The sequence below is a fragment of the Psychromonas sp. genome, from assembly GCF_047632955.1.
Lineage (GTDB): Bacteria > Pseudomonadota > Gammaproteobacteria > Enterobacterales > Psychromonadaceae > Psychromonas.
In genome coordinates, this window is sequence record NZ_JBLIED010000032.1 from 1 (window position 1) to 20,272 (window position 20,272).

At 41.8% G+C, this 20,272-nt stretch carries 20 protein-coding genes; 8 read left to right on the forward strand and 12 right to left on the reverse strand.

Annotated features, from left to right (window positions below):
• From ACJAZP_RS15315 to ACJAZP_RS15350, 8 genes are all read right to left on the reverse strand, one after another.
• The coding region (locus ACJAZP_RS15315; protein WP_415231614.1) for an ABC transporter permease subunit at positions 1–637 on the reverse strand (637 nt) is incomplete at its 3' end.
• A 52-nt stretch (positions 638–689) separates the two neighbouring features.
• Positions 690–1,703, reverse strand: a complete 1,014-nt coding sequence (locus ACJAZP_RS15320) for an amino acid ABC transporter substrate-binding protein (protein WP_415231615.1) — start codon at positions 1,701–1,703, stop codon at positions 690–692.
• Between the two features lie 389 nt (positions 1,704–2,092).
• Positions 2,093–3,775 (reverse strand): BatD family protein, encoded by a 1,683-nt coding sequence (locus tag ACJAZP_RS15325; protein WP_415231616.1) that lies wholly within the window; start codon positions 3,773–3,775, stop codon positions 2,093–2,095.
• Positions 3,775–5,595 (reverse strand): vWA domain-containing protein, encoded by a 1,821-nt coding sequence (locus tag ACJAZP_RS15330; RefSeq protein ID WP_415231617.1) that lies wholly within the window; start codon positions 5,593–5,595, stop codon positions 3,775–3,777. The genes ACJAZP_RS15325 and ACJAZP_RS15330 overlap by 1 nt, the downstream gene beginning before the upstream one ends.
• Positions 5,585–6,568, reverse strand: coding sequence for a VWA domain-containing protein (locus ACJAZP_RS15335; protein WP_415231618.1), 984 nt, complete (start codon positions 6,566–6,568; stop codon positions 5,585–5,587). The genes ACJAZP_RS15330 and ACJAZP_RS15335 overlap by 11 nt, the downstream gene beginning before the upstream one ends.
• Positions 6,561–7,067 (reverse strand): DUF4381 domain-containing protein, encoded by a 507-nt coding sequence (locus ACJAZP_RS15340; protein ID WP_415231619.1) that lies wholly within the window; start codon positions 7,065–7,067, stop codon positions 6,561–6,563. The genes ACJAZP_RS15335 and ACJAZP_RS15340 overlap by 8 nt, the downstream gene beginning before the upstream one ends.
• Positions 7,051–8,007: a DUF58 domain-containing protein gene (locus ACJAZP_RS15345; RefSeq protein ID WP_415231620.1), complete on the reverse strand. Its 957-nt coding sequence runs from the start codon at positions 8,005–8,007 to the stop codon at positions 7,051–7,053. The genes ACJAZP_RS15340 and ACJAZP_RS15345 overlap by 17 nt, the downstream gene beginning before the upstream one ends.
• Entirely contained in the window at positions 8,007–8,966 is a 960-nt protein-coding gene (locus ACJAZP_RS15350) for an AAA family ATPase (RefSeq protein ID WP_415231621.1), read from the reverse strand. Before ACJAZP_RS15350 ends, ACJAZP_RS15345 begins: the two co-directional genes overlap by 1 nt.
• 352 nt (positions 8,967–9,318) lie before the next feature.
• On the opposite strand from ACJAZP_RS15350, the gene ACJAZP_RS15355 reads away from it, so the two are divergent.
• Positions 9,319–9,459 (forward strand): TIGR02808 family protein, encoded by a 141-nt coding sequence (locus ACJAZP_RS15355; protein WP_415231622.1) that lies wholly within the window; start codon positions 9,319–9,321, stop codon positions 9,457–9,459.
• A 53-nt stretch (positions 9,460–9,512) separates the two neighbouring features.
• Positions 9,513–9,989, forward strand: a complete 477-nt coding sequence (sixA, locus tag ACJAZP_RS15360) for a phosphohistidine phosphatase SixA (protein WP_415231623.1) — start codon at positions 9,513–9,515, stop codon at positions 9,987–9,989.
• Positions 9,990–10,136: 147 nt separating this feature from the next.
• Here the strand turns inward: sixA and ACJAZP_RS15365 are convergent, their stop codons facing one another.
• Positions 10,137–11,048 (reverse strand): LysR family transcriptional regulator, encoded by a 912-nt coding sequence (locus ACJAZP_RS15365; protein WP_415231624.1) that lies wholly within the window; start codon positions 11,046–11,048, stop codon positions 10,137–10,139.
• A gap of 64 nt (positions 11,049–11,112) precedes the next feature.
• Here ACJAZP_RS15365 and ACJAZP_RS15370 point away from each other — a divergent pair, with 64 nt between their 5' ends.
• Both ACJAZP_RS15370 and ACJAZP_RS15375 read left to right on the forward strand, forming a co-directional pair.
• Positions 11,113–12,342, forward strand: coding sequence for an MFS transporter (locus ACJAZP_RS15370; RefSeq protein ID WP_415231625.1), 1,230 nt, complete (start codon positions 11,113–11,115; stop codon positions 12,340–12,342).
• Between the two features lie 190 nt (positions 12,343–12,532).
• Positions 12,533–12,997 carry a GNAT family N-acetyltransferase gene (locus tag ACJAZP_RS15375; protein ID WP_415231626.1) on the forward strand — a complete coding sequence of 155 codons (465 nt, stop codon included), beginning with the start codon at positions 12,533–12,535 and terminating at the stop codon, positions 12,995–12,997.
• A gap of 56 nt (positions 12,998–13,053) precedes the next feature.
• Here ACJAZP_RS15375 and ACJAZP_RS15380 read toward each other — a convergent pair whose 3' ends face one another.
• Complete coding sequence (locus tag ACJAZP_RS15380; RefSeq protein ID WP_415231627.1) at positions 13,054–13,623, reverse strand: NnrU family protein; 570 nt, start codon at positions 13,621–13,623, stop codon at positions 13,054–13,056.
• A gap of 87 nt (positions 13,624–13,710) precedes the next feature.
• Positions 13,711–13,890 (reverse strand): hypothetical protein, encoded by a 180-nt coding sequence (locus ACJAZP_RS15385; RefSeq protein WP_415231628.1) that lies wholly within the window; start codon positions 13,888–13,890, stop codon positions 13,711–13,713.
• 383 nt (positions 13,891–14,273) lie between these two features.
• Here ACJAZP_RS15385 and hflK point away from each other — a divergent pair, with 383 nt between their 5' ends.
• Positions 14,274–15,350 (forward strand): FtsH protease activity modulator HflK, encoded by a 1,077-nt coding sequence (gene hflK, locus ACJAZP_RS15390; RefSeq protein ID WP_415231629.1) that lies wholly within the window; start codon positions 14,274–14,276, stop codon positions 15,348–15,350.
• Positions 15,347–16,333 (forward strand): protease modulator HflC, encoded by a 987-nt coding sequence (gene hflC / locus ACJAZP_RS15395; RefSeq protein WP_415231630.1) that lies wholly within the window; start codon positions 15,347–15,349, stop codon positions 16,331–16,333. Before hflK ends, hflC begins: the two co-directional genes overlap by 4 nt.
• Before the next feature lie 127 nt (positions 16,334–16,460).
• Here hflC and ACJAZP_RS15400 read toward each other — a convergent pair whose 3' ends face one another.
• A complete protein-coding gene (locus tag ACJAZP_RS15400) occupies positions 16,461–16,838 on the reverse strand; it encodes a hypothetical protein (protein WP_415231631.1) in 378 nt (125 codons plus the stop codon).
• Between the two features lie 254 nt (positions 16,839–17,092).
• On the opposite strand from ACJAZP_RS15400, the gene ACJAZP_RS15405 reads away from it, so the two are divergent.
• Both ACJAZP_RS15405 and ACJAZP_RS15410 read left to right on the forward strand, forming a co-directional pair.
• Positions 17,093–18,703: an NAD(P)/FAD-dependent oxidoreductase gene (locus ACJAZP_RS15405; protein ID WP_415231632.1), complete on the forward strand. Its 1,611-nt coding sequence runs from the start codon at positions 17,093–17,095 to the stop codon at positions 18,701–18,703.
• A gap of 614 nt (positions 18,704–19,317) precedes the next feature.
• Positions 19,318–20,244, forward strand: a complete 927-nt coding sequence (locus tag ACJAZP_RS15410; protein ID WP_415231633.1) for a D-2-hydroxyacid dehydrogenase — start codon at positions 19,318–19,320, stop codon at positions 20,242–20,244.
• Positions 20,245–20,272 lie beyond the last annotated feature (28 nt).

A 20,272-nucleotide genomic window follows, 5' to 3' on the forward strand; every position in this document is an offset into this window, starting at 1 on the left:
CACCGGTTTGATCATGACGTTTTTTTGCCCATCGGGCTAAAAAAAACACCGCGGCGCAGGCGAGAATAAAAGCAATCAGAATAAACAGGCTGCCGGACTGAAAAATAGGCTCGGGCAGTATTAATCCACGATTGTTCAGAAAAACAGATTCAAAGTAGCTAAAACTCTGGCGCGGACTGGGTAACGCGGCGAGGACAATGTTATACCAAAATAAGATTTGTAATAAAATAGGGATATTACGGAAAGTTTCAACGTATATCATCGACAGCTTCGCCACTAAAAAATTAGAGGATAAACGCCCGACACCCACTAATAACCCTAATATAGACGCACAGATGATGCCGATTACCGAGACCAGCAGGGTATTGAGGACCCCGACAATAAAGACATCTAAAAAGGTAGAAGTTGTATCATCGTAGTGGATCAGTGACTGGCTCACGCCAAATCCGGCTGTTTCGCCTAAAAATGAAAAACCGGTGGTGATCCCTCTTTTTTCAATATTGTCGAACATATTATTGGTAAAATAAAACGCACAGGCAATCACCGCAAGCAGGGCAAGAAGTTGGAAAAGAATAGCACGATTTCTGGGGCTGCTTAATAAGCCGCCGGCGGTCGGGGGGAGTGGTGATTTATTCATAAAAGAGCAATCCTTAGGAAAAGGGGGGACAAGGCCCCCCCCTAAATAGTATTTAGCGGATTGGCATTGAGTACATTAAGCCGCCTTTATTCCATAACTTATTAATCCCGCGATCGATATTAAGGGGGGAGTCTTTGCCGACGTTTTTATCAAACATTTCACCGTAGTTACCCACTTGTTTGACAATCTGGTAAACCCAGTCATTTTTCAGACCCAGATTTTCACCTGCGGTACCTGAAGTCCCGATTAAACGTTTAATACTTGGGTTTTCAGATTTAAGCATTGCTTCAACATTCGCTGATGAAACACCTAACTCTTCCGCTTCTAATGTTGCATACATAGTCCAGCGCACGATATTAAACCACTCATCGTCACCCTGACGGACAACCGGCCCGAGCGGCTCTTTAGAGATAATTTCCGGTAATACCTTCGCAGAATCTGGATCTTCTAATTTAAGTTTCAAACCATATAGTTGTGATGCATCGGAGGTCAGCACATCACAACGACCGCTTTTAAAACCATCGACAGTTTGCCCTGATGTATCATAAGTCACCGCTTTATAATCCATTTTATTTGACTGGAAATAATCAGTTAAATTAAGCTCAGTGGTGGTTCCTGCCTGAATACAAAAGGTTGCGCCGTTAAGCTCTAATGCTGAATTAACACCAATATTTTTATTGACTAAGAAACCTTGTCCATCGTAGTAGTTTACACCGGCAAAGTTTAACCCTAGAGAGGTATCTCGTGTTGCTGTCCAAGTGGTTGCACGTGATAAAAGATCAATTTCGCCACTTTGTAATGCGGTAAAACGCTCTTTTGCTGTTAACGGAATATATTTTACTTTTGAAGCATCGCCGAAAACGGCTGCCGCGACTGATTTACAAAAATCAACATCGAGTCCTTTCCAAACACCTTTTGAATCCGTTGCAGAAAAACCGGGAATACCCGTTGAGATACCACAGCTTAGTTCCCCTTTTTTAACCACCTCTTCTAAGGTAGAAGCAGAAGCTAGATTTGGTACAAGTGTCGCAGCACCCAGTAAGAAAGCTATCTTTGTAATGTTCATAAAATTTCCTTGTGTATGTTTTTGTAATACATGTCAAAAAAAATAAGCATATAACTCAGCTGATCTAAATAGCTGATTTATATAATACAATAGAAGATATTCTTGGTAGGCGCTACGTAGTTTTACGTAGTTTTTTTAATGATTTGTAATAATAAGAGCTGTCTCACAGAAACCATAATAATGAAGATTATTCAATGTTTTTCTGTTATACGCTGCTGCGGCAGAAGTTTTTTTTTAGCATTTGGGGCGTTTTTTATGCCCTGAAATAAGGCTCTAGCGCCCGTGGATTATGGCTTTTTTGCTTTTTGTTGTATTTTTTTTAAGCGTTTTATTTTCTGATGTAAGATTGATATTTATCAATTTAGCTCAGGGGGCTGCACTGAACTAATTTAGGCATTTAAATCCATAATACTTTTTTCTCTAAACGCCGTTTTTTGTCTTAAATATTTTTCTATTAGGCGACTGAGTTGTGTGGCGTCCCAATTTGTTACTGTGCCGCAACATGCCTGCTCTAATATTTTAATTTCCTGCAAAAATTGTTTCTCATCTTCTTTTTCAGGTATCACAATATATTCGCTTATTTGTGAGAGACTTTTCAGATTATACTTTTCAGCTTGCAAAAAAGTGATCAATTTCTGATAAACAAGCGGCGCATTATTTTGCTGCAGTGCATTCTGAAGATTTAAATATGCTTGATTAGCTATCGGCACTGAATGCTCTTTTAGTTGTGCAGAGTTTGAATACCGACGGCGATAAGAGAGATGGTAAAGCAGTAATATAATGAATCCTAATAACAACAGAGCGGTTATTATTTGCCAGTAGATTAACTCCTCATTATCAATTAAAACCGTTGCCGAAGCGGCTGATTGGTCGATGTTTTTTTGTTTATTTTCTAAACCGGCGGGTTGCTTAACGGCTGCTAAAATGGTCAGTTTTTGTGCCGGCAAAACAGCATACTCCTGCTTGTCCGTGACACTATTCCACCAGGGGATTTTTATTTCCGGCAAGGTTAACTCTCCGGTCTGATCCGGTATTATTGCGTGACGCATGGTTCTTTGTGAATATAACAGCCCATTTACCTGTCCTTCTTTAATTTCATCCTGATCCGGATAAAAACGTAACCCCTTAGGGTAATTGAAGGCGATGGTCGGTAACTTATCTTTATTAATCGAAGCAATTTGCAGGGTAACAGTGCGAGTGATGGGATCGCCAAGATGAAAAGTTTGTTGTGTTAATGGGGTGTTTTCAAGTAAACGTACATCTTCACTGACTAACCATTCACCTTGATAACCGGCGGGTTTATCCTTTACCTGTATTTTGATACTGTCACCGCGAACATTAATGGGCACTGTCATGACCTGGTTTTGCCCGTTACTGGAATTCGCTATTTTTCTTACGTCTCCGCTTAATAATGGCGAGTTGATTGTAAAATTACCGGGCTTATCGGTTGTTATCTGGAACTGCCGGGTGATCGTTTTATACCGAATACCGTTTTTAATAACGTCTTCATTTTTATCCTGACCATAAACCTCAATGCTCGCATCCTTTAGTTCCGGGTTGCTCAACTGCAGGTTTTCAGCCGCTTGCCCAATATAGATGCGCGTCGTTAAAATCAATGGTTGCCCTATATAAAGGCTTGTTTTGTCAATGCTATTTTCCATAAAAACTCTATTATCGGCAGTTTTAGTCGCCTGCTTTGAGGCTGGAGTAACAGAGAGTTGGATTGCCTGGGTGTTTAAGGGACCAATTTTTAATACCGGAATAGTCAGATCGCCAGACCTTTTTGCCTGCAACCTGATTTGCCATTGCGTCTGCTGGATAAAATTACCGTTGATATATGTACTGCGCTGACTTTTTGAAGGCCGAGAAATGTTGAACTCTTTTTCAAGTGGCCCTGTATCTAGTTGGTAATCTGAGTCACTATCATCAATGTCGATATTTAAAATAAAAGTATCACCCAATGAAACCTGATTATTACTTACCGAGGTAAGCACTTGCGGCGCGGCTGATAGCATCTGACTGTAAAAAAAACCTGTCAACAGGGCGATAAAAATTGAAGATTTAATACGCATTACCAGATAACTCCATTGTTTTCTTGTTCGGCCGAATTTGATTGTGCTCTTTTTTGATATTCAAGCTGCATTTTATTGCGTAATAATACTGAAGGATCATCCGGCATGTTTTTTAACCAGTTAGGCAGTGCTTCGAGCTCCTGATTAACCTCGTCCGGCTGTTCTAACATACTTTTTGCTTGTTTTGCGGCCTTTTGCTGCTCGCTTTTTTGTTGCTGTTCGCTCTTTTGCTGCTGCTCGCTTTTTTGTTGCTGTTCGCTCTTTTGCTGCTGCTCGCTTTTTTGTTGCTGTTCGCTCTTTTGCTGCTGCTCGCTTTTTTGTTGCTGCTCGCTTTTTTGTTGCTGTTCGCTCTTTTGCTGCTGCTCGCTTTTTTGTTGCTGTTCGCTCTTTTGCTGCTGCTCGCTTTTTTGTTGCTGTTCGCTCTTTTGCTGCTGCTCGTTCTTTTGTTGCTGGTCTTTTAAATTTTTTAATAAATCAATATTTTCCTGAGCGGCTTTTAAGGTTGGGTTTAATCCTAGTGATTGCTGATATGCTGCAATGGCCTTCTCAAAGTTGTGCAGCTGTGCATAGGCATTACCCTGATTATAAAAAGCGGTTGCGCTGTTCGGTTGAGTGCGGGTCGCCTCGGTAAACTCATCTAATGCCTGTTGATATTGTTTGTTTTTATATAAAGCACTGCCTTTTTCCAATGCGCTATCATACAATTCACCTGCCTGCGTATAGTCTTTATTCTGGTAGGCCTGAAAAGCATTTTGCTGATCATTTTTCCATATTGAGGCTTGCACTTTAGGCGTTGTAACCTGCAATGTCAGTGCCAACAACAGAGTGTAAAATAGTCCTTTTCTAAACAACAATAAAAACAGTGGTATTAATAAAAAAGTCAGCCAATAACCATCATCGACTGCCAGTTTATTTTGTCCCTGCTGCGATTTCTTTTTAACGGCCTGGTTAACCGCAAACTGTTTGGATAACTGCTCTATATCGCTGTTGTCATTGCTCACATTGACATATAAACCGCCGCTTGCACGGGTTATATCGAGCAGAGGGCGGTTATTTAATTTGGGAATCACTATTTGGCCTGCCTGGTCTTTTAATAAACCGCCCTCTGGCAGTTTAATCGCAGCTCCCTGTTCACTGCCTATGGCCAGTATTGAAACAATCCAGGGACTCCCTTTTAATTTGTCTACCATCATTGCCGCGTGCTTGTGATCAATACCATCGCTGATAAAAATAATATGTCCCTGCTCATAACCGGCATTTTTGAGCAGTGTTATTGCTCGTTCTAAAGCCAAATCTGCTCGCGACCCTGCCACGGGCATAATCGTTGGTGAAAGGTTGGGAATATGGTTGATGATTGCATTGCCGTCTGTGGTTAAAGGCGAAATAGTGAAGGCATCACCCGCATAGGCAATTAAGCCTTTTTCACCCTCGCTCCAGCTTTTAACCAGATCAATGGCTTTATATTTTGCCTGACTTAAACGGTTTGGTTTGGCATCTGTTGCATACATTGAATAGGAAAGATCCAGCGCAATGACTTGTGCTTTATGCATCTCGTAAACCGGTAAATCATGCTGCCGCCAGGAAGGGCCCGCCAGAGAAATACAGGCGATAATTGCCAACAAGTGAAAGGTTAAGAACACGGATGAGACATTTTCAGGGATCTTTATTAAGTGCTCGCTTAAGTGTGCGGCAATCAAACTCTGATGTTGTTTTTTGCCGGTTTGATAACGGAATAAGGCAAATATCAAAACCGCTGCGGCGCCCAATAACCACCACGGACGTAAAAATACCAAGGGCATTAAACTTAACTCAGAGAGCATAAGGGCCCCTTACTTTGAGAGTAATAAATAAAATAGATAACAGTATTAATGCCGTTGATAATGGCCAATAAAAGAGGTCTTTTTCCGGTCTAAAGGACATAAAGTCAGAGTTAATCGGCTCTAATTTATTGAGTGTTTGATAGATATTTTGCAGTTCAGTTTGATTACGTGCTCGAAAGTATTTACCGCCAGTGAGAGTGGCTATTTCAGTTAATGCTTTTTCATCCAAATCCGCGGAAGGGTTGATCCGTTGATTGCCAAATATTCCACGTTTAATCATCTGCTCAGCACCAATTCCTATGGTATAAATAGTGATATTGTTTTTAGCTGCTTGTTTTGCTGCCTGTATCGGCTCTATGCTGCCTGAATTATTTGCACCGTCACTTACCAGAATAAGGACACGCTGCTCATTTTGGTTTTCTACAAAACGTTTTATAGCCATGGCAATTGACTCACCAATTGCAGTCTTAGTGCCTGCCAAACCTATTTCACTTTCATCAACCATTTGCTGAATGGTTTTTAGATCAAAGGTCAGTGGTGTTTGCAGATAGGCATGATCGGCAAACAGGATCAGCCCCAAACGATCTCCTTTGCGCTGCTCGATAAAGGTTTTTAATAAATTCTTGACCAGGGTTAATCTGTCGACTGTCTGCCCGTTTAAGGGCATATCCTCTTCCTGCATGCTGCCCGATAAATCCAGGGAGATCATCATGTCGCGGCTTTGCTGCTGCAGGCGAATGGGATCGCCAAACCAAACGGGTTTGGCTAAGGCGGCTAATAATAACAACCAGGCGAGCCAGGGAATGATTGATGTTAAGGATCCCCTTGCAGTGGACGACCGTTGCTCACTCAAACCTTCTGCCAGCGGAATCCAAACCTGAGTATAGTTTATCTGTTTTGCCTTTAATAAATACCTGATGAGTAGCGGCAGCGGCAGGAGAAAAAAGATCCATAAATAAACAAATTCAAACATTATTGTGTTTCTCTTGGGTTATGTTTTGTAGCTTTTTTATCTGTTTGTGCAAACCGCTTATCCATTTTCTGGCTTGCTCAAAATCATCTCTGCAACAGGTTGGCTCAGGGCTGTCATAAAGCCTGATTATAAAATCCGCCTTATCACCAAAAAGAGGCGTTTGTGCATAGGATTGTAAAAAATCAAACCACTGCTCGCCGTGTAACGATGCCACTTGCCGGCGTGGGAAATATAACAGAGCAACACCCTTAAGCAGCTGATTCAAGAGAATAAAGTCAGCGTTAGACTTTTCAAGAAGGGTTAATTGCTTTAAGGCCGCTGTTTGCTTCACTTTTTGTTTTTTATATTTTTTAAACAAATAAACAGAGAGAAGCAGGCAAATAATAAGCGCGCTTAATAAAAACCAGTAGATAGGAGCTGGCGGCCAAAACGAGGGCAAAGAGGGAGCCTGTATGTCGTTAAGTTGTGCCAGAAGATTTTGATTATTTTGCACGGACATGAAACTGATCCAATAATGAGCGTGAAGCTGAAATCTGATAAAATGGAATGCCCTGTTTGGTAAACAGTTTGATTACCTTTTGCTGGCGTTGACTGGCCGCCTCCTGGTAATCCTGCAGTGATTTTTTTTGCCTGAAAAATCCACTGCCCTGTAAACTGTTTATTTTAAGCGTGCTGTGCTGCACACTTTTGGGTAAGGCTAACTCCAGCGGATCCGATATCTGCCAGGCATTAATTTGATTGTGCCTGCTAATCTGGCTAATCAATTTTTGGCACTGTTCATCGAGCTGTGAAAAATCACTGATTAAATGCACCTGACTGCCGGTCTGTACTAAATAGGAAAGGCGTTTAAGCTGTAGTAATAATGATTGCGGTTGCTGCAGCGTTTTAAAGGGAGTATTGCTGCACAGTTGCGCACTTTGATGGAGGAACGCCATCAAACCTGTATTTCTCCCGGTTGGTTTTAGTTCAGCTACTTTTTGCTGGTTAAAAACGATACCGCCAAGGCGATCATTACGCTGCTTTGCCTGCCAGCCTAGCAGGGCGGCAAGGTGACAGGCCTGCACTGACTTAAACACAAACTGACTGCCAAAAATCATACTGTCGGAAAGATCTAAGAGAATAAATACCGGGCGCTCTTTCTCTTCCTGGAATAATTTAGTATGCGCTTTGCCGGTGCGCGCGGTGACCGACCAATCAATGCTGCGTACATCATCACCCGCCTGATAATGACGTACTTCGGCAAACTCCATGCCCCGGCCTTTTATTTTGGCCAGATAATTTCCGGAACGCTGTTTGTAAGCCGCGCTGCTGACAGGCCTTAATTGTATTTTGGCCTGCTGTTTATAACACAGTAATTCACTAAGACTGACATCTATGCCGGTTTGATAAGGGCTATCAACAAAGATGGCGTTTTTTGCTTTTATATTTGTGCTGGTCATTAGGCTGGAATGGCTACCTGATTGATGATCTCTTGAATAACACTATTGGCATTAATTCCCTGCGCTTCCGCTTCGTAGCTTAAAATAAGGCGGTGGCGTAAAACCGGATAAAGGTTTTGGATAATATCACTGGGCATCACAAAGTCTCGTCCGTCAAGCCATGCGCGGGCTTTTGCCGTGCGCATTAGCGCCAATGTAGCCCGCGGACTGGCACCATAACTGATCCACTCTTTTAATTGTGTGCCGTAATTTTGCGGCTGGCGCGTTGCGATGATTAAATCAATCAGGTACTGCTCTAAATGAGGCGCCATCTTCACTGTCATGATTTCCTGACGAATAGTGAAAATCTGCTCATTTAATAGTGGCGTGACCTCGGCAATCTTTTCTTTTAGAATCTCTTTTTGATTGAGTTTTAAAATCTCTTTTTCTGTTTCGGCATTGGGGTAATCAAGCTCCAGATGCATGATAAAACGGTCCAGTTGTGCTTCCGGCAAAGGATAGGTGCCTTCCTGCTCAAGCGGATTTTGGGTCGCCATCACTAAAAATAGTTCCGGCAACGGGTAGGTTGTTTTGCCGACTGTGATCTGCCGTTCGGCCATCGCTTCAAGCAAGGCTGACTGCACTTTTGCCGGCGCGCGGTTTATTTCATCGGCAAGAATTAAGTTATGAAAAAGCGGACCTTTTTCAAAAATAAATTCGCCTGTTTCCTGGCGGAAAATATCCGTACCGGTGAGATCCGAAGGGAGCAGGTCCGGGGTAAATTGAATACGATGAAAATCTCCCTCAATCCCCTTGGAAAGGGCATTAATAGCGCGTGTTTTAGCCAGTCCCGGAGGACTTTCTACAAGAATATGACCATCAGCCAGCAACGCTATGAGTAAACCATCAACAAGTTCGCTTTGTCCTAAGATCATTTTATTCAGGTAGCTGCGTAATGCGTTAAGCTGTTGTTTTGCCATGGTGATAATCTTCTTTAAATTAAGGAGGGGAAAATATACCGCGGTTAAAAGACCATCTCAAGTGGAAAAAGTTCCGTCGTTTCTAGCAATTAATTTTCAGTTAATGTGAACAAGGTCGAGTAGTCTAGTGATTGATCGCTAATATTTATGATTTTGTTCATGTTTTTTCTACCTAAAGTACGTATCCTTGCTGTTTGGTTATCTTCTGTTAAGTCATAAAAAAATTGCGTATAATCAGCAATTATATTTAAATACTTAATTTTTTTATATAAGAATCAATCAGTCATAAAAGATGACTGGATTTAGGCCCCAATCTTTAACCCGTTTTATTTTTAGTTTAAAGGAGAAAATGATGAGCGAATTAGAATCAGTTCTTTGGCATATTGCAGGTTATGCCGCAATTCCTACTATTTTTGTTGCCGGTTTTATCGGCGTTTTTTTTGCGGCCGTTGTTGTTTTAAAAATATCCGGCGCGACCCCAATTCAAGATTAATTATTTTAATAAACTGTTAGTGTCGAGCTTAATATTGACCGGAGGGTAAGTTATTGCATATCTATATAATGCGTCATGGGGAAGCTGAGATGCTCGCCCACTCAGACTCGGAAAGAGCATTAACTGCGCTCGGACGGTTAGAATCAGAAATGATGGCCAGCTATCTGGCGAATCAAAATATATCTTTTGACGCTGTAATGGTCAGCCCCTATTTACGTGCCCAACAAACCTGGCAGTCGGTTTTCCCGTTTTTTTCTGCCGTTGCAAATGTACAAACATTACAGTTTTTAACTCCAGGGGGCAGCGCCCGTAAATCAGTTGATGAAATTCTGGCTCTGCAGGCTACGGGTGTACAAAAACTTTTAATTGTGTCTCATCTTCCCCTGGTGGGATATATAGTTGGAGAGTTAGCCCCAGAGGCCGGTGTCCCCGCCTTTTCAACTTCTGCCGTTGGCATTGTCGAGCTCGATGAAGATGGCTTCGGAAATTTACATAGTTTAACCAGCGTTGCACAACTATCTAATCAATAAGATAGTTGTTTCCCAATTAAGTGACTGAATCTAGGTGCGAGAATGAATAATTCTCTGCAGCGAAAGATACGCAGGCTTTTCGGGGCGGTTATTTTTAGCCCGGTAAAAGCCGGTGCTTGATTTTTATGTTCTGCCTAAAAATACCGCTTAATGTTTTCCTGAAGGGGAGCTTGATAACCCTTTTTCATTGACCTCATTTAATGTGAAATCGACAAAACGCCTGTTGGCTATTGATAAATACCCCTCTTTTCGCCAGGCTAAGGCAAGATCAAGATAAACAGGCTCTTCAAAGGGAATACCCAGTACTTCCGGTTCTCGGTCTGTTACCAACTCCAGCAGGGCGGTTATCGCAAATTCGTTTTTGACTATATTTAACATCATCGCCAGTAAATTTGTTTCAAAAGAATATTTGGCACTGTGCTGATATTGCTGACAAAGTTTATCTATCACTTCCCGGTGAAAGTAACCCACTTTAAACATCACCAGTTCCTGCTCGAAAAAGGTACCGTAATCGAGTTTTTTAAGGCCTGCCAGAGGGTGGTTGGTACCGACTGCGGCAACCATTTGTGAGGTAATCACGTGTCTGGCCTGCAGTTCATCGGGTAAGTGATCATTAACTATTACTCCCAGATCCAACTCGCCGTTTAACAACTTTTCTCTGATAGTTTGTGTGCCGGATTCAACGATGGAGAGGTTAATATCGGGGTATTTAAATTTAAAGGCCATTAATATTTCAGGGAAAAAATAGGATCCCATCATGCTTGGGATGCCGATTTTGACTTCCCCCTTCTTAAGGCCGCGTAATTCATCAATGGCAATTTGCGCATCGTTTATTTTGCTTAAGATAGTTTTGGCATGCGTTAATAGTACCTCACCCTCTTTAGTAACCGTTACGCCTTTACTACTGCGGTGTAATATTGTCACTCCAATTTTTTGCTCGAACTTGCGTATTGCAATACTTAAAGCAGATTGCGCAATACCCAGCGCTTGAGCTGCCTTGGTATAACTTCCATGCTCAACTATGGTCACGAAATAATATAATATTTTGGAATTTAACATAAGTTTAATATATGGCTAATATGAGTTTAATATATTTTTAATATTAGCATTTAATGGCTAATCTATGAATAGAATAAATTACCGAGTAGATAAAGTGATTAAATTACATTCCGCCTCATACAAACGCGTCACCATCGGACTAGGGCTAGGCTCTTTTCTGGTTTTTTGTAACCTTTATTATTTTCAGCCGTTACTACCCTATTTTATGGGTAAATTTTCGGCATCGGAGCTGCAGGTAAACTGGCTTTTTTCCAGTACTACTTTTGCCGTTGCTTTTTCGCTTATTCCCTGGGCAATTGTTTCAGAAATATATGGCCGAAGGCCGGTGATGTTATGCAGCCTGGTACTAATTCCTCTGGTTAATCTGCTGATGTTTTTTAGCCAGGAGTTGTCACATTTAATCTTCCTGCGCACATTATTAGGTGTATCACTGGCCGGTTTTATTGCCGTGGCGGTGGCCTATATGGCCGAAGAGTTTGAACCACAAGCCCTGTTAGTCGCAGTTGGCGGTTATATCAGTGCAAATTCCCTCGGCGGTGTTATCGGGCGTATCTATGGCGGGGTAATGACTGACGCTGTGGGCTTGAAGTGGACCATCTTTAGCATGTCTGTTTTGAGTTTTATTATTTTATTGTTTGTTTTTCCCTTAATCATCAAGCAAAAACATTTCAAACCGCAAAAAGCTCGTTTTTATTATCATAATAGAGTGTTATTTAATCATATTAGAAATCCTGCTATTTTTCTGGTTATGATCATTGGCGGTCTCAATTTTGCTGTCTTTATTAACGTTTATAGCATCATGGGATTTAAATTATCGGCACCACCATTATCATTACCCGCCAGTATCACCTCGTTAATATTCTTATGTTATTTGATGGGCACAGTGTCGGCAAAACTAAGCGGACGTTGGATAAAACGGCATTCTGCCATCTCCGGTATTTTGAGTGGTTTAGGTGTATGTTTTTGCGGATTAATGATTATGTTCCTGCCAAGTATTGCGGCTATTCTAGTGGGGTTGTTATTATTAAGCGGTGGTGCCTTTTTTATTCATTCTCTTGCTTATGGGTACGTTGGAAGAAACGTGACACAGGGAAAATCAACGGCGACTGCTCTGTATCTTGTTATGTATTATGTGGGCGGAAGTATTGGCGGTTTTGTACTGATCTATTGTTGGCAGGCAGGTGGTTGGCCGGTGGTGTTTGCTGCATGTGCATTTATTTACCTGTTAATTATATATTTTGCTTTAACCATTCAAAAATCAAGCTCCTCGGTCACAGTCCCGGTGCCGCTATAGCAATTGAAGAATAAGAACAATAGTTAAAATAGAGCATAACTTCGTTGTTTAATGGCCAAACCTCGGTTATGGTTCAGTCAACCTACCAAAATTTTGCTGTCTATCTTTTTAATCGCAGTGCAAGTGCTGATACTGCCTTGGTTATATCGGCAATCTTTGCAGGCCTTTTAAAGCCCTATGGAATTTTTATATGCTCATTATCAGAAAATATGTTGAACAAGATGCAAGAGAAACCTGGTTACTTTTTTTTAATACCATCAGAAATATTAATAGTCATGACTATACTCCTCTTCAGGTACAGGCCTGGGCACCCGATTTAATGGATCTTTTTATCTGGAACAAACGCATGATGGATGTTGAGCCCTTTATTGCAGAGATTGAGGGCACTATTGTCGGTTATGCTGATTTACAGAACGACGGTCTGATCGATCACTTTTTCTGTCACCACCAATATCAGAGACAGGGGATAGGCAGTGCGCTGATGGCGCATATTTTTGAATTAGGCGGCAAGAAAAAAATTAACAGCTATTTTTCGCAGGTCAGCATCAGTGCCAAACCTTTCTTTGAGCATTTCGGATTTAACCTAGTAAAACAACAATCAGTTGAAGTCAGAGATCAGCAACTGATTAATTTTCATATGCAAAAGAAAGTCTGATCTTTTTTTAAAACCGGCTGTCATTGATTTGGCTTAACTTCTTTATGTGATAAGGCTCAGTTAAGCAGCGGTATGCCGATCAACAGGCCATGCAGATAGACAGTAAATAAGCCATATAGTCCCAGGCCCGCTATAACAATAATAAGATCGTTGACGGAAGATTTTTTTAAACCCGGTAATGGCCGGGAGACTCTGCGTTCCATCGAAATCAGATCGCCCACCGCCCATACAAGAAATGAGCCAAACAGTAATATATCCGCAAGATTCCCATTTACAAGCAGATGACTCAATGCCCAGAGTATGACGGCAAGCAGCTGCGGATTTTTTGTGATATTACTTATTGTTCCCCGGAAGTAAGGGGCTAAAAACAGAATAAAAACGGGTAACATCAATAAAGCGCTAAAATGGCGCAACCAGTAGGGCGTGGCATACATGAGTGTCGGGGTTAATCTGGCTTGGGAATAACCATTTATTATCAGAAAAATGCCTGCCAATGAAATCAGTGCATAAAGGGCTTTCCAGGCAAGTTCACTTTTGGCTGCAAATCGGTCTCGCAGTGGCTCTGCCACTATTGATATTGAATGAATTCCTAAAAATAGACATAAACCTAAAATTAAATTAGTCATGGCAGAACTCCAAATTTAACATTAAAAAATAAGATTAGATCATGATGCTGTTTTTGATCAAAAAAAAGCATTAATTAGCGGCATTATTTACCAGTTATGCGGTCCGAAAAACCCGCCCATCGCCATCGACAGTACTGATCCTATTATGCCTAAAATAATAAATGCTGGTATTGAAGCAATTGCGGCTTTAACCATAAATATAACGATTGACCAAAAAGGCATTTTTATATCGACAATGGTAACTTCATTTTTATGCTCATTTTCCATAATTAATCCCTAGCTAATTGTAATTAAAGTAAATATTGTTACTTGAGTGTAAATATTGATTTGTATAGTGTAAATGAAAAAATCATTATTTATTTGCCGCTGTGATTATACTCAATATAGCGGCAGGCAAGCTTCGTTAGTGAATTACCGCTTCAGGTATCCATTTCGCTTAGCCATTTTTCGATCCGCTCGAAGGCGTGAAGGGAATGTTGAACTTTTATGCGCCAATATTCAGGCAGTTAAATGCTCGCCCATTAATAACAACAGAGCGCGCAGATTTTTATCTAAGTGGTTGTTATTTGAACTTACTTCTTGACAATCTTAGTGATCCTTCCATAGTAGATGTACGGCATACTTTTTTGTCATTCATAGGGGCCATTGTTATGCCTACCGGAAATGAGAAAGACCCTCGGGGTAACCCTTGGGAGAACAATCAACCTATTCCTCTGGAATATTCTTTGTTAATTAAAAGAGGATACAGGCACTATAAAAACAGGTTTATTGGGGGACACTCAAACGGTCCTGCACGGTATGTTTTTTATATTGCCTTTTTACTGCTAATCGTAATGAGTCTCTGGTCGGCTGTTTACACTATTCCCAGTGACTCCGTTGCCGTGGTGCAGCGATTCGGTAAATATTTGAAAGAAGTGCCCGCCGGACTGCATATTAAAATTCCATTCGGCATTGACCGCGCCACTATTGTTCCGGTTAAAAGGCAATTAAAGCAAGAGTTTGGTTTTACCACTCCGGGTGCGACGGATCCTTATCAAAGCTCTAATTTTAGAAACAGTGAACGGGAAACACAAATGGTCACCGGCGATTTAAATGCCGCGCTGGTGGAGTGGGTGGTTCAGTACCGTATCGCCGACCCGGTTAAATTTTTATTTAAAGTGCGCCAACCCGGTGAAACCCTGCGCTCTGTTTCAGAGTCGGTAATGCGTGAAGTGGTGGGGGATCGTACCGTTGATGAAGTGATCACTATTGGTCGTCAGGAGATTGAATACGAGGCGCTGACTAAGATGCAGGTGCTTTCCAGTAAATATGAAATGGGCATCAGCATTGATCAGGTACAGCTTAAAAATATTAATCCGCCAAAGCCGGTTCAGGCCTCTTTTAATGAAGTTAATCAGGCGCAGCAGGAAAAAGAAAAGCTCATTAATGAAGCGCGCCGTGACTACAATAAAGTTATTCCCTTAGCGCTGGGTGAAAAAGATCAACGTATTCGCGAGGCCGATGGTTATCGGCTTAAACGTATTAACGAGGCTGAAGGTGATGTGGCGCGATTTAATGCACTGCTCGCTGAATACGTTAAGGCACCTGAAGTAACGCAGAGACGTATCTATCTTGAGACCATGCAGGCGGTATTACCACAGATCCGCTCCAAAATAATTATAGATTCAAACAGCCCTAATATTTTGCCGTGGTTAGATATTAATGCGCTGCAAGGGGAGCAACCATGAAACAGATAACTACGGGATTTTCACTATTATTGATAGCGCTGGTTATCATGGTTTTAAAATCGACTCTTTATACTGTGGACGAAGTTGAGCAGGTTATCATTACCCAGTTTGGTAAGCCGGTAGGTGCCCCGGTTACCGAGGCGGGTTTGAAGGCAAAATTACCCTTTATACAAGAGGTCAACATTATTGATAAAAGGGTTTTAGAATGGGATGGCGATCCATCGGATATGCCGACTAAGGATAAGCTTTATATCTCTGTGGATCTTTTTGCTCGTTGGCGGATAACTGATCCCCTGCAATATTTCCTGCGTCTGCGCGATGAGCGCAGCGCCCAATCAAGGTTGGACGATATTCTTGGCAGTGAAACCCGTAATGCCGTTGCAAAACACGAATTGATAGAAATAATCCGCACCACAAAAGACCGCGAGCCGCTGCGTGATGATCTTCTGACCGATGCTGAGCGCGCACTGAAAATGGGCTCTCTGGTACCTATTCAGAAAGGGCGTCTGCTGGTGGAGCAGGAGATTTTTATTGCTGCAGCCGAAAAAGTGCAGGTCTTTGGTATTGAGCTTCTGGATATCCGTTTTAAACGTATTAATTACAATGCCAGTGTGCGGCCCAAAATTTATGATCGCATGATCAGTGAACGCAGGCAAATTGCCGAGCGTTTTCTTTCCGAGGGAAACGGTGAAGCCGCTCGAATTAGAGGGAATCGTCTGCGGGATTTAAATAAAATACAGTCAGAAGCTTATCGGCAGGTGGAAGAAATTCAAGGTCTTGCGGATGCCAAAGCCACTGAAATTTATGCGCTGTCATACAATCAAAGCCCCCAAGCCGTCGCTTTGTATGAATTTACCCGCACGCTGCAGGCCTACCGGAGCATTATTTCGCAGAACACTACCTTGATATTGTCTACGGACAGTGAACTGTTCAAGTTTCTAAAGGGTATTAATCCATTGCCAGAAGATACAAAGAGCCCTTAATAATAAGTAACTATCGGCTCCTGTTTATCCGCTAATAGTGATATCTGTCCCGTAGTAAGTCTCTTTCTGGGACAGATTTATTATCTGACAGCGGACTGCCTTAAAGCTCCCTGCCCCTTTAGATTTTTTAATCACGAAAAACAATATTGAAGCTACCTGACTGTACCCCTATTTGAATACCTAAACGTGGTGAACGATGACGATCATTGTTGACTACCACATAATGCGTTTCGCTGTGACGGCGGTTGCTGTATTTGCCATGATGCGAATGTTTGTGTTTCATCTGACGACGGTCTCTTTTGTTGTGGTGACTATCACGTTTGTTGTAGTGTCTGTTATTCTCAACCTGATGAATCATTACCTTTTGTGAGCCACCGTTTCGGTGCCCCTGATGTTGATCATTGCCTGCGAATGAGGTTGCTGGGGTTAATGCTAAACCTAATAACAATGAACCGGCTACGATGATTCTTTTTGGCTTGCTTGTTAACTTTTTAATAATATTCATATTGTTCTCCAGTCTGTTGTAATGATGACGAGCTTTCCCTATGCCGCTAATATAACGCCCGGTAGCTGAACGAAAGCTGAATGAACAGATTTGATAACTGATAACTGATAACCGCTAGCCGATAGTGGATAGTTGATAGTTGATAACTGATAGCTCCCATCATTAAATATTATGCTTGTTTAGTTGTTTTCAATTAAGCAGGAGATCACGTAAACTACGCATATTTTTCCAGCCATTTGCTTTCAGGTGAACCGATGATACGTCTCAACCAAGTTAAACTCCCGCTAGATCATGCAGATGATGCGCTGCAAAAATATGTTTTAAAGACATTGTCGATTTCAGCTGAGCAATTAGCCGATATCCATATCTTCAAACGCGGTTATGATGCGCGTAAGCGTAATGCTATTACCTTGATTTATACCCTGGATGTGACCTTAACCGATGTTGATGAAGAGGCCTTATTAGCGTCTTTTATTAAAAATACGGATGTCCGTAACTCACCGGATACGCAATATAAATATGTCGCACAGGCCCCCAAGGATCTCACCGAGCGTCCAATCGTTGTTGGGATGGGGCCCTGTGGTTTATTTAGCGCCTTAATTCTTGCTCAGATGGGCTTTAATCCTATCCTTTTAGAACGCGGGAAATCGGTACACGAGCGTTCCAAAGATACCTTCCGTTTCTGGCGAAAAGGCGAGTTAAATACAGAATCCAATGTGCAGTTTGGTGAAGGCGGAGCCGGTACCTTCTCCGACGGTAAATTATACAGTCAGGTAAAAGATCCAAATTTTTTAGGCTTAAAGGTAAAGCAGGAATTTGTTGCAGCGGGTGCGCCGGCTGAAATTATTTATGTCAGCAAGCCTCATATTGGTACTTTTAAACTGGTCACCATGGTTGAACGCATGCGTCGTAAGATCATCGAATTAGGCGGCGAAATTCGTTTTGAAACCCGTGTTGAAGAAATTCATATTGACGATGCGCAAATCACCGGTGTTACGCTTAACGGCGGAGAGCGTATCAACTCTAAGCATGTGGTCTTGGCAATAGGTCATAGTGCGCGCGATACGGTGCAAATGTTATCCGATAAAGGGGTGCATCTTGAAGCGCAATCTTTCTCGGTTGGATTTCGCATCGAACATAAACAGGATCTGATTGATCAAAGTCGTTTTGGTATCAATGCGGGTCATCCTATTCTGGGTGCTGCCGATTATAAATTAGTACATCACTGCAAGAGCGGACGCAGTGTTTATAGTTTTTGTATGTGTCCGGGGGGCGTGGTGGTTGGCGCAACATCAGAAAAAGAAGCGGTTGTTACTAATGGTATGAGCCAATACTCGCGCAGTGAACGTAATGCGAACAGTGCTATTGTGGTGGGTGTTTCGCCAAGTGATTTTAATGATGACCCGTTACAGGGAATTGCGTTACAACGTAAATTAGAACGTCAAGCTTATATTCTCGGCGGCAGTAATTATGATGCACCGGCGCAGCGTGTAGGAGATTTTCTGGCGGGCAGTGAAGCTAAACCTGTCGGGCTGATTGAACCTTCCTTTAAACCGGGGGTGAAAATGATAGATTTGAGCAGCAGTTTACCGGATTTTGCCATTGATGCTATTCGTGAAGCATTACCCGCATTTGATAAAAAAATACGCGGTTTTGCCGCAGCAGATGCTCTGCTCACTGGCGTTGAAACACGTACCTCTTCACCGTTGCAGATTAAACGCGGCAAAGACTATCAAAGTGTTAACGTTAAAGGTTTATACCCGGGCGGCGAAGGGGCCGGTTATGCCGGAGGCATTTTATCCGCCGGTATTGATGGTATTAAAATAGCGGAAGCTGTGGCATTGGATATGCTTTTGGAACAGTGAGTTTATTAAGGTAAATTGACCCTCATTAAATTCTATTTTCTAAGATCTCGGTTCTTTTTTGTCGAATCTGCTAACCGGCAGATTCAACATTAAAGTACATAACCCTTAAGCGCCCATCACGACCAACAAACAAGCCCTTGGTATTTTCATTTAACCTTGCTCGCCAAGAACAATTCGAATCTGCAAAGTAAACCCCATCTTCAGCGCTTGTCCTCTTTGTATAATAAGCAAATAATGTTTATTAGATGATCAGTCAATATTCCTTCATTAAGCCGGGTAGAAATCATTTCAGAGCAACATATTGCTAACTTCAATTATCAAGCTTGTTTAACAGTATAGCCACCTTGGTCTCTCTTCCAATCGTCGATTGACTCACATTAAGTTGCTTTGATCTTTTATTTTGATTCGAAGCTGTTTTATTTAGCGCATAATTCTGGCATCGTTGTTGATAGGTCAGTTAGTTATCTGCCCTTATTATTGCATCTCTGTCGAAGGAAAAACGATTAGTATATGTTCAGTTGAACGTTTTTTAGAGCTGTTTAAGTTATTTTAATCTAAGACCCAAAGCCGCTTCAAATCGCTTGGGTTCATCACTATTAACATTAGGGAAGAGCATGAAAATTGTATTATTGGATGCACAAACATTAGGCGATAGTGATTTATCTCCATTTGAAAAGTTGGGTGATTTTACAAGCTATCCGCTGACCAGCAAGGAACAAAGACTATTACATATCGGCGATGGAGATGTGATCATCACCAATAAAGTTGTTATTGATGAGGAAATTATAAAGGCCAACCCGCAACTGAAATTAATCTGCATCGCAGCAACGGGAATGAATAATGTTGATTTAATTGCAGCTGAAAAAGCCGGTGTAATGGTTAAAAATGTGTCTGGTTATTCTACCGAGAGTGTCGCTCAATCTACTTTTTCAATGCTCTTTCAGTTAATCCATCAAAGCCGTTATTATGATAATTACATACAATCTAAAGGATGGTGTAATAGTCCGAGCTTTACGCATATCAGCAGGCCTTTTGGTGAAATAAAGGGTAAACGTTGGGGCATTATCGGAATGGGCGAAATTGGTCGACGCGTGGCTGAAATTGCAGCCGTATTCGGATGTGAAGTTTGCTATTTTTCTGCCTCGGGTAAAAATAATCAACAAGCTTACCAGCAGCTTGATTTAACAACTTTATTATCCACCTCTGACATTATCACTATCCATGCTCCCCTTAATGAGAATACTCATAACCTCATTGATCAACAGGCGCTAAAACAGCTAAAAGAAGGGGCTGTTGTGATTAATATGGGCCGCGGGGGCATAATAAATGAAGCTGCAATGGCCGAAGCTGTTGATCAGTTGGGTATTTATCATGGTACTGACGTGCTGGAGGTTGAGCCTATGATTGCAGACCACCCTTATTTATCTGTGCAGGCAAAAGAGCGTTTGGTGATCACTCCCCATACTGCATGGGCCAGTCAAGAAGCCAGAAAAAAATTGGTGCAAATGGTTGCCGATAACATTGAATCTGCGAATTTATAACCGCAGTATCGTATACGGATTTTTAGAG

Bases quoted from the DNA above. Each gene is read 5' to 3' on its own strand.
- ACJAZP_RS15320 (WP_415231615.1), bottom strand. From the start codon at position 1,703: ATGAACATTACAAAGATAGCTTTCTTACTGGGTGCTGCGACACTTGTA.
- ACJAZP_RS15325 (WP_415231616.1), bottom strand. From the start codon at position 3,775: ATGCGTATTAAATCTTCAATTTTTATCGCCCTGTTGACAGGTTTTTTT.
- ACJAZP_RS15330 (WP_415231617.1), bottom strand. From the start codon at position 5,595: ATGCTCTCTGAGTTAAGTTTAATGCCCTTGGTATTTTTACGTCCGTGG.
- ACJAZP_RS15335 (WP_415231618.1), bottom strand. From the start codon at position 6,568: ATGTTTGAATTTGTTTATTTATGGATCTTTTTTCTCCTGCCGCTGCCG.
- ACJAZP_RS15340 (WP_415231619.1), bottom strand. From the start codon at position 7,067: ATGTCCGTGCAAAATAATCAAAATCTTCTGGCACAACTTAACGACATA.
- ACJAZP_RS15345 (WP_415231620.1), bottom strand. From the start codon at position 8,007: ATGACCAGCACAAATATAAAAGCAAAAAACGCCATCTTTGTTGATAGC.
- ACJAZP_RS15350 (WP_415231621.1), bottom strand. From the start codon at position 8,966: ATGGCAAAACAACAGCTTAACGCATTACGCAGCTACCTGAATAAAATG.
- ACJAZP_RS15355 (WP_415231622.1), top strand. From the start codon at position 9,319: ATGAGCGAATTAGAATCAGTTCTTTGGCATATTGCAGGTTATGCCGCA.
- ACJAZP_RS15365 (WP_415231624.1), bottom strand. From the start codon at position 11,048: ATGTTAAATTCCAAAATATTATATTATTTCGTGACCATAGTTGAGCAT.
- ACJAZP_RS15370 (WP_415231625.1), top strand. From the start codon at position 11,113: ATGAATAGAATAAATTACCGAGTAGATAAAGTGATTAAATTACATTCC.
- ACJAZP_RS15375 (WP_415231626.1), top strand. From the start codon at position 12,533: ATGCTCATTATCAGAAAATATGTTGAACAAGATGCAAGAGAAACCTGG.
- ACJAZP_RS15380 (WP_415231627.1), bottom strand. From the start codon at position 13,623: ATGACTAATTTAATTTTAGGTTTATGTCTATTTTTAGGAATTCATTCA.
- ACJAZP_RS15385 (WP_415231628.1), bottom strand. From the start codon at position 13,890: ATGGAAAATGAGCATAAAAATGAAGTTACCATTGTCGATATAAAAATG.
- hflK (WP_415231629.1), top strand. From the start codon at position 14,274: ATGCCTACCGGAAATGAGAAAGACCCTCGGGGTAACCCTTGGGAGAAC.
- hflC (WP_415231630.1), top strand. From the start codon at position 15,347: ATGAAACAGATAACTACGGGATTTTCACTATTATTGATAGCGCTGGTT.
- ACJAZP_RS15400 (WP_415231631.1), bottom strand. From the start codon at position 16,838: ATGAATATTATTAAAAAGTTAACAAGCAAGCCAAAAAGAATCATCGTA.
- ACJAZP_RS15405 (WP_415231632.1), top strand. From the start codon at position 17,093: ATGATACGTCTCAACCAAGTTAAACTCCCGCTAGATCATGCAGATGAT.
- ACJAZP_RS15410 (WP_415231633.1), top strand. From the start codon at position 19,318: ATGAAAATTGTATTATTGGATGCACAAACATTAGGCGATAGTGATTTA.